The organism is Aquamicrobium lusatiense, assembly GCF_014201615.1.
GTDB lineage: Bacteria > Pseudomonadota > Alphaproteobacteria > Rhizobiales > Rhizobiaceae > Mesorhizobium > Mesorhizobium lusatiense.
Map to the genome: position 1 here is coordinate 2,762,473 of NZ_JACHEU010000001.1, position 13,293 is coordinate 2,775,765.

The window sequence follows — 13,293 nt, forward strand, 5'->3', positions numbered from 1 at the left end:
TGATCCTGCCATCTGGCTGCGTTCCGGTTTCCTTTCCGTTCCTGCCTTGTCGTCTTTCAGCGCGGCAGCCGCTTATTCCGCCGCGACCAGAACCGGCTCGACCCGGTGGGAGTTGCGGGTGAATTCGTCGATACGCCGCTCGATTTCAGGGCGGAAGTTGCGGATCAGGCCCTGAACCGGCCATGCCGCCGCATCGCCCAGTGCACAGATGGTGTGACCCTCGATCTGCTTGGTGACGTCGAGCAGCATGTCGATCTCGCTCTTCTGCGCCTCGCCGCGCACCAGCCGCTCCATCACGCGCCACATCCAGCCCGTGCCTTCGCGGCATGGCGTGCACTGGCCGCAGCTCTCATGCTTGAAGAAGTAGGAGAGCCGCGCGATCGCCTTCACGATGTCGGTCGACTTGTCCATGATGATCATGGCCGCCGTACCGAAGGAGGACTTGCGCTCGCGCAGGCCGTCGAAATCCATCGGACAGTCGATGATGTCCTCGGCCTTGACCACCGGGCACGACGCGCCACCGGGAATGACCGCCAGCAGATTGTCCCAGCCGCCGCGAATGCCGCCGCCATGCTTCTCCACCAGTTCGCGGAAGGTGGTGCCCATCTCTTCCTCGACCGTGCAGGGCGTGTTGACGTGGCCGACCAGCATGAACAGCTTGGTGCCGACATTGTTCGGACGCCCGAAGGACGAGAACCACGCCGCACCCCGGCGCAGGATCGTCGGTGCAACGGCGATGGATTCCACGTTGTTGACCGTCGTCGGGCAGCCATAGAGGCCCATATTTGCCGGGAACGGCGGCTTCAGTCGCGGCTGGCCCTTCTTGCCCTCAAGGCTTTCGAGCAGCGCTGTTTCCTCGCCGCAGATATAGGCGCCCGCGCCGTGGTGAACGTAGATGTCGAAATCGTAGCCGTTCTTGTTGTTCTTGCCGATGAGCTTCGCGTCATAGGCCTCATCGATGGCGCGCTGCAGGGCTTCACGCTCGCGCATGAATTCGCCGCGCACATAGATGTAGGCGGCCACCGCGCCCATGGCGAAGCCGGCAAGCAGGCAGCCCTCGACCAGCGTGTGCGGATCGTGACGCAGAATATCGCGGTCCTTGCAGGTGCCGGGCTCGGATTCGTCGGCATTGACGACGAGATAGCTCGGGCGACCATCGCTCACCTTGGGCATGAACGACCATTTCATGCCTGTCGGGAAGCCCGCGCCGCCACGGCCGCGCAGTCCCGACGCCTTCATCTCGTTGATGATCCAGTCGCGGCCCTTTTCGATGATGCCCTTGGTGCCATCCCAGCAACCGCGCGACATGGCGCCCGCGAGCGATCTGTCGAAGCGACCGTAGATATTGGTAAAGATGCGATCCTTGTCCTGAAGCATCGTTCTTCCCTCAAACCGGCTTCTTGCCGAAGACGCGGACATATTCGTCCACGCCACCCTTGGCGAGCGCCTTGGCCTGCTTGACCCAGTCCTCGCGCTCAATACGGCCATGGAAGTTCAGATAGCCGTCAACCCATTCGCGCTCGGCCTTCTTCCACGCAGCGACCTGCGCGAAGGTGAAGATGCCAAGCTCATGCAAAACCTGCTCGTTCTTCGGTCCGACGCCGGAGATGAGCTTCAGATCGTCAACCGCCGCGGGACGGGCGATGCCGGCGGGCCGGTTCTTGTCGTCCAGCGATGGTTTTGCCGGCTTTGCAGAGACCTTTCCAGCAGGCGCGGCAACGCTTGCAGCCTTCTCGCCCGCAGGAGATGCCTTGACTTCCGCCGGCGTCTTCAGAGTCGGGCTGGTCTCGGGAGCATCGGTCGTTGGCCGGGCGGCATTGGAAGGCGGAACCTCTGCGGCCGCGGCAGCTCCGGCAGCAGCCTTCGCCTCGCGATCACGGGTCGATTTCAGAATGGCTTTCTCGTCAGTTAGAGCGGTAAAGCCGCCTGCCGGCGAGGAAAAATGACGATCGATCTGAGGGCCGGTCGGCACGGAATCGCCCCTGCCCGCCTCGAACTCGTCGATGATCTCGGCCAGACGCTCCGGTGTGAGATCCTCATAGGAATCCTTGAAGATCATGACCATCGGTGCGTTCACGCAGGCGCCCTGGCACTCGACCTCTTCCCATGACAACGTGCCGTCGGCATTGGGATGCAACTGCTCGTGATGGATTTTCGAGCGGCACACATCCATCAGCTCGCCGGCGCCGCGCAGCATGCAGGGCGTGGTGCCGCACACCTGAATATGTGCGCGCGTTCCGATCGGCTTGAGCTGGAACTGGGTGTAGAAAGTGGCCACCTCAAGCCCGCGAATATAGGGCATGCCCAGCATGTCGCAGATATTCTCGATCGCGGCCTTGGTCACCCAGCCATCCTGCTCCTGTGCGAGCATGAGCAGCGGGATGATGGCCGACTGCTGCCGGCCTTCCGGGTATTTTGCAATCCACTTCTGCGCGGCCGCAGCAAACTCCTCGTTGAAGGAGAATGCCGCTGGCTGGACGCTGGCTTCTGCGAGACGGCGGACACTCATTAGCGGTCGACCTCACCAAACACGATGTCGAGGGAGCCGAGGATGGCTGCGACGTCGGCGAGCATGTAGCCCTTGCACAGGAAATCCATGGCCTGCAGATGGGCAAAGCCCGGCGCGCGCAGCTTGCAGCGATACGGCTTGTTCGTGCCGTTCGACACCAGATAGACGCCGAATTCACCCTTCGGCGCTTCGACGGCGGCGTAAACCTCGCCGGCCGGAACCTTGTAGCCCTCGGTGTAGAGCTTGAAATGGTGGATGAGTGCTTCCATCGAGCGCTTCATCTCGCCACGCTTGGGCGGAACCACCTTGCCATCAAGATTGGAGACGGGACCGACGCTCTCCTTGCCCAGCAGCAGATCGACGCACTGGCGCATGATCCTCGCCGACTGGCGCATCTCTTCCATGCGGATGAGATAGCGGTCGAAATTGTCGCCGTTCTTGCCGATCGGAATGTCGAAGTCCATCTCGGAATAGCACTCGTAAGGCTGCGACTTGCGCAGGTCCCATGCCGCGCCCGAACCGCGCACCATGACGCCGGAGAAGCCCCAGGCCCATGCATCCTCAAGCGACACCACGCCGATGTCGACGTTACGCTGCTTGAAGATCCGGTTCGGCGTCAGCAGCGCATCCAGATTGTCGATGGTCTTCAGGAAAGGATCGATCCAGTTGCCGATATCCTCGATCAGCTTCTGCGGCAGGTCCTGATGCACGCCACCCGGCCGGAAATAAGCCGCATGCATGCGCGAGCCGGAGGCCCGCTCGTAGAACACCATCAGCTTTTCGCGCTCGGCAAACCCCCAAAGTGGCGGGGTGAGCGCACCGACGTCCATGGCCTGCGTCGTCACATTGAGGATGTGCGACATGATGCGGCCGATTTCCGAATAAAGCACGCGGATGATCTGGCCGCGCTTCGGCACCTCGATGCCGAGCAGGCGCTCGGTGGCCAGTGCAAAGGCGTGCTCCTGATTCATAGGCGAGCAATAGTCGAGCCGGTCGAGATAGGGCACGGCCTGCAGATAGGTCTTCGCCTCCATCAGCTTCTCTGTGCCGCGATGCAGCAGACCGATATGCGGATCGACGCGATCGACCACCTCGCCGTCGAGCTCCAGCACGAGGCGCAGAACGCCGTGGGCCGCCGGATGCTGCGGGCCGAAGTTGATGTTGAAGTTGCGGACGGAGGTTTCAGCCATTTACTGCTTCACCTTTTCATCGCCGGGCAGCACATAATCCGTGCCTTCCCAGGGCGAGAGGAAGTCGAAATTGCGGAACTCCTGCTTCAGCTCCACCGGCTCGTAAACGACGCGCTTGGCCTCGTCGTCATAACGAACCTCGACAAAGCCGGTCAGCGGAAAATCCTTGCGCAGCGGATGCCCCTCGAAACCATAGTCGGTGAGGATGCGGCGCAGGTCCGGATGCCCGGAGAAGAGCACGCCGTACAGGTCGTAGGTCTCGCGCTCGAACCAGTCCGCGCCCGGCCACACTTCGGTGACGGAAGGCACGATGGTCTCCTCATTCGCATGAACCTTGACGCGAATGCGCAGATTGCGGCGCGGCGACAGCAGATGATAGTTCACATCGAAGCGGTTGGCGCGCGCCGGGTAATCCGCACCCGACACGTCGATGATCGACACGAACCCGCAGGATTCGTCATCGCGCAGGAAACGCGAAATCTTCACGATATCTGCCGGCGCAACGGTGATCGTCAGCTCGCCATAGGCAAGCTCGCTGTGCAGGACCTCAACACCACCCCTTGATGTGATGTGGGCGGCAAGCTCTGTGAGTGCTTCACTCATATTTCATCACCGCTCGATCGTACCGGTGCGCCGGATCTTCTTCTGCAGGAGAAGAATGCCGTAGAGCAGCGCCTCGGCCGTGGGTGGGCAGCCCGGCACATAGATGTCGACCGGCACGATGCGGTCGCAGCCGCGCACCACGGAATAGGAATAGTGATAGTAACCGCCGCCATTGGCACAGGAGCCCATGGAGATCACGTAGCGCGGCTCCGGCATCTGGTCGTAGACCTTGCGCAGCGCCGGAGCCATCTTGTTGGTGAGCGTGCCGGCCACGATCATGATGTCGGACTGGCGCGGCGAAGCGCGCGGCGCGATGCCGAAGCGCTCGCTGTCGTAGTGCGGCATGGCGCTATGGATCATCTCCACGGCGCAGCAGGCCAGACCGAAGGTCATGTACATCAGCGAGCCGGTGCGCGCCCACGTGATGAGCGCCTCGGTCGAGGTGACGAGAAAGCCCTTGTCGGCCAGCTCGTCGTTGATGCCGATGAAGAAAGGATCATCCGAACCGACCGGCTTTCCGGTACGCGGATCGAGGATACCCTTAGGCTGCGGCGCGACAAGCGTGCCGGAATCGCTGATCAATCCCATTCCAGCGCCCCTTTCTTCCACTCATATATGAAGCCGATGGTGAGAACGCCAAGGAACACCATCATCGACCAGAATCCGAGCATGCCGATATCGCCGAACGAAACCGCCCACGGGAACAGGAACGCGACCTCCAGATCGAAGATGATGAACAGGATCGACACCAGATAGAAGCGGATGTCGAACTTCATGCGCGCATCGTCGAACGAGTTGAAACCGCACTCATAGGCCGACAGCTTTTCAGGATCGGGGTCGCGATAGGCCACCAGGAAGGGGGCCACGATCAGCGCCAGTGCGATCACCAGTGCCACGCCGATAAAGATGACGATCGGCAGATACGAACTTAGCAACTCGTTCATGCTGCAACTTTCCGTTGGCGGCGGATCCGCCTGAGACTAGCGCAGCCGGCCCTGTTACGGAAGCGTGACAGATTTGCCCTGGAACCTCTTCGGCCCCATGCTGCAACGCGGCGAGGGTTAGCGCAGGCGGATGGCCGAAGCAAGTCAAACCTTGTTCAAAACGCTGCACTGCACACTATCTGCGACAAAACTGATCATCTTTGATTTCCTTCACTTTTTACTCCACTTTTAGTCCTGACAGTATTCCCGGGGTTTAGCTGGTAGCGTGCAGGAATCGGGCTGCTGTAAACCATGACTCCAGATAGGCTTGGATCATATGAAGGAAACCATTTCCCCTGCCCTTGCACGACGCATTGCGCTGGCCGCGCAGGGCTTCGGCGCGCCTCGCGCAAAAATTGCACCCGACCGCCGGCACGTCTCCCGTGTCGTTTCACGCACCGCGCTTTTCCAGATCGACTCGGTCAGCGCCGTGGTGCGGGCGCACTATATGCCGCTCTATTCGCGGCTTGGCCCCTACCCGCTTTCGCTGCTCGACGACGCGGCCCGTCCGGGAGCGAAGCGCCAGCTTTTCGAGTACTGGGCGCATGAGGCTTCGCTGCTGCCGCTGGAGACCTATCCGCTGCTGCGATGGCGCATGGAAAGGGCGGAGCGCGGCGAGGAGATGTATCGCGGACTGGCCAGGTTCGGCCGCGAGCGGGCGGATTTCATCGCGGAGATATTTCGCGAAGTTGAAACGCGCGGGCCCCTCGCAGCCTCCGACATGGACGGCCACAAGGGCTCCGGCGGCTGGTGGGGCTGGAGCGAAGCAAAGATGGCCTTCGAATGGCTGTTCTGGGCAGGAAGAATCACCACCGCCCACAGGCGCGGGTTTGAGCGGGTTTACGATCTGCCGGAACGCGTCCTGCCCCGGGCGGTCCTCGACCTGCCGGTTCTCTCTGCGGCAGATGCCCAGCGCGAATTGCTGCGCATATCCGCGCGCGCCCACGGCATCGCCACCGCCGCCTGCCTGCGCGATTACTTTCGACTTGCCGCGACGGAGACCGCTCCGCTCATCGCAGATCTTGTCGAGGAAGGGGAATTGATTCCCGTCACCGTCAAAGGATGGGGCAAGCAAGCCTATCTGCATCGCGACGCGCGCCTGCCGCGCAGGATCGAGGCCCGCACCCTGCTCGCCCCCTTCGACCCGCTGGTGTTCGAACGCGACCGCACCGAAAGCCTGTTCGGCTTCCGCTACCGCATCGAGATCTACACGCCGGCCGAAAAGCGGCAATATGGCTACTACGTCCTGCCGTTCCTGCTTGGCGACCGGATCGTGGCGCGCGTGGACCTGAAGGCGGACCGCCCCGCCGGCACTCTGCGCGTCCATGCCGCCTATGCCGAACCTGACGCGCCGCCTGAAACCGCCGCCGCACTTTGCGAAGAGCTGGACCAGATGCGCCAGTGGCTGCAGCTCGACCGCATGGAAATCACCCCGGCTGGCAGCCTCGGACCTGCGCTGGTCGCCATCGCCGCGCGTTGACAGTGCGACCCGCCCGAGCCTAAATCCCCGCGACGGTCTCCTCTTTCAAAGAAGGGGAGCTAAGAGGGAACGCGGTGAGGGATTTTTCCCGACTCCGCGGCTGTGCCCGCAACTGTAAGCGACGAGTCCTTGCCGGCAGCCACTGGGTGATCCCCGGGAAGGCGGCATCAGGGCGATGACCCGCAAGCCAGGAGACCTGCCGTCTGTACGAGAAAAGCCGCAAGCCTGGCGGGTTTCCCGGGCAAGGAGCGTATTTTGGACAGCAATCCCGCCGCCTGCGAAACCGGCCAGTCCGGCAACCGGACCAGCGGCACCACGATCATCGTCTGCATTTCCTGCCGCGACGCCAGCGGCTCGGATGCGCATCCGCGCGCCGGTGAGAAGCTGGCCGAGGACGCGCGCCGTGCCGCCGCCGGCCAGCCGGTCGAGGTGCGCACGGTGGAATGCCTCGGCAACTGCAAGCGCCGCCTCAGCGCCTCCATCCTGCACGATGGCGCATGGAGCTACGTCTTCGGCGACCTCGCCGAGGACAGCGGCGCCGATCTGGTGACCGGCGCGTGTCAGCTGGCCAACGCCGAAGACGGAAAAATTCCGTGGCGCGGCCGCCCCGACTCACTCAAGCGCGGCCTTGTCGCGCGCATTCCTCCCCTGACCCTTCTGAAGGACCAATCATGACCACAAACGCCACCCGCGTGCCCTGCACCGTCGTCACCGGCTTCCTCGGCGCCGGCAAGACCACGCTGATCCGCAACCTGCTCGAACAATCCGCAGGCAAGCGCCTCGCCCTCATCGTCAACGAGTTCGGCGATGTCGGCGTCGATGGCGAAATCCTGAAAGGCTGCGGCATCGACACCTGTCCCGAGGAAAACATCGTCGAACTGGCCAATGGCTGTATCTGCTGCACGGTTGCCGACGATTTCGTGCCGGCGCTCGACCAGATCCTGTCGCGCACGCCGAAGGTCGATCACATCCTGATCGAGACCTCTGGCCTCGCTTTGCCGAAGCCGCTGGTGCAGGCCTTCCAGTGGCCGACGGTGAAAAGCCGCGTCACCGTGGACGGCGTCATTGCCGTGGTCGATGGTCCGGCCCTTGCCGAGGGCAAGGTCGCCTCCGACATGGACGCGCTTGCCGCCCAGCGCGCAGAGGACGAGTCGCTCGACCATGACGACCCGATCGAAGAAGTCTTCGAGGATCAGGTGGCCTGCGCCGACCTCATCATCCTCTCCAAGAACGACCTGCTCGATGAAGCTGGTGCGGATCGCGCCCGCAGGATCGTCGATGCCCATATCGGACCGGCGGTGAAGGTGGTTCCGTCCGAGCACGGCAAGGTCGATCCCTCGATCCTGCTCGGCCTCGGCCTCGCCGTCGAGGACGACATCGAAAACCGCAAGTCGCATCATGATGGCGTCGGCGATCACGAGCACGACGATTTCGACACCTTTATCGTCGACATCGCTTCCGTCACCGATCCCGAGGACCTCGCCCACCGCATCGCCGCTGCAGCCGAGCAGCAGGACGTGCTGCGCGTCAAAGGTTTCGTGGACGTGGCGGGCAAGCCGATGCGCCTTCTGGTTCAGGCTGTTGGTCCGCGCGTCAATCATTATTATGATCGCGCCTGGACGGCGCAGGACGAGCGCCGTTCGCGGCTGGTGGTGATTGGCCTGAAAGGTCTCGACCAGCCGGCGATCGAAAAGATACTGGCGGGCTGAACACGGCAGGCGCGCCGCTCATCAGGATTGAACCATGCATATCCTGACCACCACCTCCGCCTCGCTCGATGACGTTATCGAGCCGGTCGACCTGCGCCAGACGCCGGGCGAGGTGGTGGCGCTGTCCTTCACCGACAGCGATCTGGCGGCGCTTGCATCCGCGTGGAAGGCGGAGGCGGATCGCCTGCCCTCCATGCGGCTGGCCGCGCTGCGCGACCTGCGCCATCCCATGTCCGTCGATCTGTGGGTGGACAGCGTCGCCAGCCACGCAAAGGTCATTCTGGTGCGGCTTCTGGGCGGCTATGACTGGTGGCGCTACGGCTGCGACCAGCTTGCCGCCATCGCCCGCGCCAAAGGCATCAGGCTGGCACTGCTGCCCGGCGAATGCCGCGACGAGGACGAGCGGCTGGCGCAGGCTTCCACCCTGCCGCGCGAGGAACTTTCCCTGTTGCTGGGCTATTTCCGCGAGGGCGGCCCGGCCAACATGCAGGCGCTGGTGCGGCGTCTCGCAAACCTTGCCGGCCATGAGGCCGAGGCCCCTGCTCCGGAACCCGTGCCGAGAGCCGGCTATTATGAGCCCGGATCGGGCGTGGTCGAGACACCGCAGATCGCGGACGAGAGCGCCGCACCCGCCGTGCCGATCCTCTTCTACCGCTCCATGCTGCTGGCGAACGACGTCGCCCCCATCGATGCGCTGACCGCCGAACTGCGCCTTACCGGCATCGCGGCGGTGCCAATCTTCGTCTCCAGCCTGAAAGACGCAGCCTCTCTCGGCTTCGTCGAGCAGGCAATCGCAGCTCTGCAACCGACGGCCATAGTTACCGCCACGGCTTTTGCCTCAGGCGCCGAGCCGGGTGCGGAAACCCTGTTCGACCGCACCGGCATTCCGGTGTTTCAGGTGATCGTCGCCACGACGAAACGCGAGGCTTGGCAAAGCGGCCAGCGCGGCCTTACGCCCGCCGACCTCGCCATGCACGCCGTGCTGCCGGAACTCGACGGGCGCATCATGGCGGGCGCGATCTCCTTCAAGGCGGAGGCGGATGTCGATGCCGCACTCGGCCTGTGCGCCAACGTAAACCAGCCGGTGCCCGACCGCGTAGCGCAGGTGGCGCGGCGGCTTTCCGCTTTCCTGCGGCTGCGCGCCGCGCCGCCAGCCGAACGGCGCGTCGTCATCCTCATCCCGGATTATCCGAGCGCGCCCGGCCGCACCGGATATGCGGTGGGTCTCGATGTGCCGAACAGCGTGCTCGCCATGCTGCATGACCTGAAGCATGCCGGCTATGCCGTTGACCGGATTCCGCAATCGCCGCGCGCCCTGCTCGATATGCTCGACGGTGGCGACCACGGCATTGCCGCCGAGCATTACAGGACGCACTTCGCCCACCTGCCCGCTGAAGCACGCGAGGCCGTCCTCGACGCATGGGGCGAACCCGCCGAACCCAGCTTTACCTTCCGGGCCGCCAGTTTCGGCAACGTCACGGTAGCCCTCGCCCCGGATCGCGGCCGCTCCGAGGACCGCCGGGCCGACTACCACGACCCCACCCTGCCCCCACGCCATGAACTGGTCGCCTTCGGGCTGTGGATGCAGAAGGGGCTCGATGCCCATGCCATCGTCCATGTCGGCGCGCATGGCACGCTGGAATGGCTGCCGGGCAAGACGGTGGCGCTTAGCGAAACCTGTTTCCCCGAAATCGTCACCGGCCCGCTGCCGGTCGTCTATCCATTCATCGTTTCCAATCCCGGCGAGGCGGCGCAGGCCAAGCGGCGCATTTCAGCCGTCACGCTCGGCCATCTGCCGCCGCCGCTCGCCAGCGCCGGACTGGACGAGCATCAGCAGAAGCTTGAACAGCTGGTAGACGAATATGCGCAGGCCGACGGGCTCGACCGCCGCCGCCGCGACCGACTGGCGAAGCTGATCGTGGAAACGGCCTCAGAGACCGGGCTCGCCGTCGAGGCCGGCGTGACAACCACCGACGCGCCCGACGAGGCGCTGCGCCGCATCGATGCCTGGCTGTGCGACCTCAAGGATTTCGCCATCAAGGACGGCTTGCACATCTATGGCCGCGCTCCGGCTGACGAAACCGATCCGCTGTGCCTGCAAAGCGCGGAAACAGAAAAATCCGGCCTCCTCGCCGCGCTCGACGGCCGCCACGTCACCGCAGGCCCGTCCGGCGCGCCGGCGCGGGGCCGCACCGACGTGCTGCCCACCGGCCGCAACCTGTTCACCGCCGATCCGCGCACCATGCCCACCCCCACCGCCTTCGACCTCGGCAAGGCGGCGGCCCATGAGGTGGTGACGACCTATCTGCAAAGCCATGGCGACTGGCCGCGCGCGCTGGTCATCGACCTGTGGGGCTCGGCCTCGTTGCGCACCGGCGGCGAGGAAATCGCGCAGGGGCTGGCGCTGATGGGCTGCCGCCCGCAATGGGATGCCGCCACCGGCCGCATCACCGGCATCGAGGTGCTGCCACCGGCCGTGCTTGGCCGCCCGCGCGTCGATGTCACCTGGCGCATTTCCGGCCTGTTCCGCGACATGTTCCCGACCCAGATCGCGCTGATCGACGCCGCCGCGCGCGCCGTCGCCGCCCGCGACGAGACCGACGACGAAAACCCGCTGGCCGCCCTTGCCCGCGCCGGGGGCCGCATCGGCCCGCGCATCTTCGGCTCCTCGCCCGGCACCTACGGGGCGGGAATCGAAAGCCTGCTTGCCAGCGGCGACTGGGACAGCCGCGAGGAAATCGGCCGCGCCTATCTGGACAGCGCCTCGCACGCCTATGGCGGCGCCGAGGGCGAAGGCGTGGCCGCGCCCGGCGCTTTCGCGGACCGGCTGTCGGAGGCCGACCTGCTGGTCCACACCGGCGACGACCCCGGCCGCGACATTCTCGAAGGCTCCGCCGATGTCGCCTTCATCGGCGGTTTCTCGGCCGCCCTTGCAGCGCTCGGCCGCAATGCCGACGTCATCGTGCTCGACACAACCGATCCGCAAAAACCGAAGCCGCGTTCGGTATCGGAGGCGGTTTCGCGCGTTGTTCGCGCCCGCGCCGTCAACCCGCGCTTCATTGCCGGCCAGATGCGCCACGGCCCGCGCGGCGCTTCCGAGTTCGCGGAAACCGTGGACCGTCTTATCGGCTTCGCTGAAACCACACACGCCATTCCCGGCGCGCTGATCGAGGCCGTTCACGACGCCTATCTGGGCGATGACAAAGTGCGCGCTTTCCTGTTGCGCGAAAACCGGGAGGCGGCGGCGCTGATCGCCGAGCGTTTTCTCTCCGCCCGCCGGCGCGGCCTGTGGCACCCGCTGCGCAACGCGATAGACGACGACCTCGCGGCGCTCATCGCCGAGGCAAGGCGGGTGGCGGCATGAGCGCCTTCGCCAGACGCGGCGCCTGCCCCGCGCTTTCCACGCCCATGCAGACCGGCGACGGCCTGCTTGCCCGCCTCAACACCATTGCTGGAGGTTTGCCGCCCAAGGCATTGATCGGACTCTGCGAATCGGCGCTGCGCCACGGCAACGGCATCGTCGAGGTGACGGCGCGCGGCTCGATCCAGATCCGCGGCCTCACGCCGCAATCCGCGCAGGCGCTGGCCCGCGACGTCGATGCTCTGGAGATCGAGGTGCGCAGCGGTGTTCCTGTGGAAACCGGTCCGCTCGCCGGCATCGACGCGCAGGAGATTTCCGATCCCCGTCCGCTGGCAAATGAGATCCGGGCGGCAATTGAAAAGGCCGGCCTTGGCGCACGGCTCGGCCCCAAGGTTTCCGTGGTGGTCGATGGCGGTGGCCTCCTGCCGATGGACGGCGTATCAGCCGATGTGCGTCTCACCGCCTGCCGCGACATGGTAGCATGGCACCTTTCCATCGGCGGAACGGCCGCGAGCGCCCGGCCACTTGGCTTCGTCGATGAGGCACAAGCCTGCGCCGCAACCATCTTGATCCTCGAAGCCATCGCCACCCTGGGCCGCGAGGCAAGGGCGCGCGATCTGGACGCGCAGCATATAGCTGAGAGAACAATCCTCTCAGGCCTGCCCGCCATCTCCCCCACAGGGAGAGAGAAAAGCGGCTTGAATGCCGACTCCGCATTTGCAGCGCCGAAGACTGGCGAAAGCGCTTTTCAAGCTCCGGTCTCTCGCCTTGTGGGGAAGATGGCCGGCCAGCCAGAGAGAGGTAATCCTCAAGCCCGACCAACAGGCACTCCCATCGCCGTATTCCCGCTGGTCGACGGCACATGCGCCCTCGGCATCGCCCTGCCCTTTGGCTCGATGCCGGCCGAAAACATCATCGCTCTGGCGCAAGGCGCGATTACGCTCGGCGCAACCGAAATCCGCCCCGCCCCATCCCGCGCGCTGCTGTTTCCCGGCATGAGCCTCGACGCCTGCGAAACCCTGCGCGATGCCGCCACCTCTCTCGGCTTCATTACCGAAGCGTACGACCCGCGCCTGTCGATCGCCGCCTGTCCGGGAGCCCCGGCCTGCGCTTCCGGCCGGATCGCCACGCGCGCACTGGCGGAGCGCATCGCAGCGCATGATGCGGATTTGCTCGACGGCTCCTTCACGCTCCATGTTTCGGGCTGCGCCAAAGGCTGCGCCCACCCTGCACCGGCAGCCATCACCCTCGTCGGCCATTACGGAGGCGCAGGAATCGCGCTAGACGGTAGCGCCAGATCGCCGGAAGCAAGCAGCACGGTGATTACCGACACACAGGCCGGAATGGAACGGATCGCTGCGCTGGCGCGCCGGAACCGCCGATCCGGCGAAACCGTGGCCGCCTGCCTTGCCCGTCTGGGTGCTGGTGCCGTAACAAACGCCTTTGTGCAGGGATGAG

General features: G+C 64.8%; 11 protein-coding genes and 1 riboswitch. Of the genes, 5 read left to right on the forward strand and 6 right to left on the reverse strand.

Going from position 1 to position 13,293, the window contains the following annotated elements:
* Positions 1-72: 72 nt before the first annotated feature.
* From nuoF to HNR59_RS13265, 6 genes are read right to left on the reverse strand one after another with little or no spacing between them, the layout of a single operon-like run.
* Positions 73-1,377, reverse strand: a complete 1,305-nt coding sequence (gene nuoF, locus HNR59_RS13240) for an NADH-quinone oxidoreductase subunit NuoF (protein ID WP_183830925.1) — start codon at positions 1,375-1,377, stop codon at positions 73-75.
* 10 nt (positions 1,378-1,387) lie between these two features.
* Positions 1,388-2,509, reverse strand: a complete 1,122-nt coding sequence (locus tag HNR59_RS13245; RefSeq protein WP_183830927.1) for an NADH-quinone oxidoreductase subunit E — start codon at positions 2,507-2,509, stop codon at positions 1,388-1,390.
* On the reverse strand, positions 2,509-3,699 hold the full coding sequence (locus HNR59_RS13250; RefSeq protein ID WP_183830930.1) for an NADH-quinone oxidoreductase subunit D: 1,191 nt from the start codon (positions 3,697-3,699) through the stop codon (positions 2,509-2,511). Before HNR59_RS13250 ends, HNR59_RS13245 begins: the two co-directional genes overlap by 1 nt.
* A complete protein-coding gene (locus tag HNR59_RS13255; protein WP_183830932.1) occupies positions 3,700-4,302 on the reverse strand; it encodes an NADH-quinone oxidoreductase subunit C in 603 nt (200 codons plus the stop codon). It abuts the gene before it with no gap.
* Between the two features lie 6 nt (positions 4,303-4,308).
* A complete protein-coding gene (locus HNR59_RS13260) occupies positions 4,309-4,890 on the reverse strand; it encodes a NuoB/complex I 20 kDa subunit family protein (RefSeq protein WP_183830934.1) in 582 nt (193 codons plus the stop codon).
* Positions 4,881-5,246 (reverse strand): NADH-quinone oxidoreductase subunit A, encoded by a 366-nt coding sequence (locus HNR59_RS13265; RefSeq protein WP_183830936.1) that lies wholly within the window; start codon positions 5,244-5,246, stop codon positions 4,881-4,883. Before HNR59_RS13265 ends, HNR59_RS13260 begins: the two co-directional genes overlap by 10 nt.
* Positions 5,247-5,562: 316 nt before the next feature.
* On the opposite strand from HNR59_RS13265, the gene HNR59_RS13270 reads away from it, so the two are divergent.
* The 5 genes from HNR59_RS13270 to cobG all read left to right on the forward strand — a co-directional run bounded on the left by HNR59_RS13270 (position 5,563) and on the right by cobG (position 13,292).
* Complete coding sequence (locus tag HNR59_RS13270) at positions 5,563-6,765, forward strand: winged helix-turn-helix domain-containing protein (RefSeq protein WP_183830938.1); 1,203 nt, start codon at positions 5,563-5,565, stop codon at positions 6,763-6,765.
* A gap of 16 nt (positions 6,766-6,781) precedes the next feature.
* A riboswitch (cobalamin riboswitch) is annotated at positions 6,782-6,983 on the forward strand.
* A gap of 37 nt (positions 6,984-7,020) precedes the next feature.
* Positions 7,021-7,440, forward strand: a complete 420-nt coding sequence (locus HNR59_RS13275) for a DUF1636 family protein (protein ID WP_210307249.1) — start codon at positions 7,021-7,023, stop codon at positions 7,438-7,440.
* The gene (gene cobW, locus HNR59_RS13280) at positions 7,437-8,474 is read left to right on the forward strand and encodes a cobalamin biosynthesis protein CobW (RefSeq protein ID WP_183830940.1); all 1,038 of its coding nucleotides are present in this window, start codon (positions 7,437-7,439) and stop codon (positions 8,472-8,474) included. The genes HNR59_RS13275 and cobW overlap by 4 nt, the downstream gene beginning before the upstream one ends.
* 34 nt (positions 8,475-8,508) lie before the next feature.
* A complete protein-coding gene (gene cobN, locus HNR59_RS13285) occupies positions 8,509-11,838 on the forward strand; it encodes a cobaltochelatase subunit CobN (RefSeq protein WP_183830942.1) in 3,330 nt (1,109 codons plus the stop codon).
* Positions 11,835-13,292, forward strand: coding sequence for a precorrin-3B synthase (gene cobG / locus HNR59_RS13290; RefSeq protein WP_183830944.1), 1,458 nt, complete (start codon positions 11,835-11,837; stop codon positions 13,290-13,292). Before cobN ends, cobG begins: the two co-directional genes overlap by 4 nt.
* Position 13,293: the final 1 nt, after the last annotated feature.

Bases quoted from the DNA above. Each gene is read 5' to 3' on its own strand.
- HNR59_RS13245 (WP_183830927.1), bottom strand. From the start codon at position 2,509: ATGAGTGTCCGCCGTCTCGCAGAAGCCAGCGTCCAGCCAGCGGCATTC.
- cobW (WP_183830940.1), top strand. From the start codon at position 7,437: ATGACCACAAACGCCACCCGCGTGCCCTGCACCGTCGTCACCGGCTTC.
- HNR59_RS13260 (WP_183830934.1), bottom strand. From the start codon at position 4,890: ATGGGATTGATCAGCGATTCCGGCACGCTTGTCGCGCCGCAGCCTAAG.
- HNR59_RS13270 (WP_183830938.1), top strand. From the start codon at position 5,563: ATGAAGGAAACCATTTCCCCTGCCCTTGCACGACGCATTGCGCTGGCC.
- HNR59_RS13265 (WP_183830936.1), bottom strand. From the start codon at position 5,246: ATGAACGAGTTGCTAAGTTCGTATCTGCCGATCGTCATCTTTATCGGC.
- HNR59_RS13250 (WP_183830930.1), bottom strand. From the start codon at position 3,699: ATGGCTGAAACCTCCGTCCGCAACTTCAACATCAACTTCGGCCCGCAG.
- cobG (WP_183830944.1), top strand. From the start codon at position 11,835: ATGAGCGCCTTCGCCAGACGCGGCGCCTGCCCCGCGCTTTCCACGCCC.
- nuoF (WP_183830925.1), bottom strand. From the start codon at position 1,377: ATGCTTCAGGACAAGGATCGCATCTTTACCAATATCTACGGTCGCTTC.
- HNR59_RS13255 (WP_183830932.1), bottom strand. From the start codon at position 4,302: ATGAGTGAAGCACTCACAGAGCTTGCCGCCCACATCACATCAAGGGGT.
- cobN (WP_183830942.1), top strand. From the start codon at position 8,509: ATGCATATCCTGACCACCACCTCCGCCTCGCTCGATGACGTTATCGAG.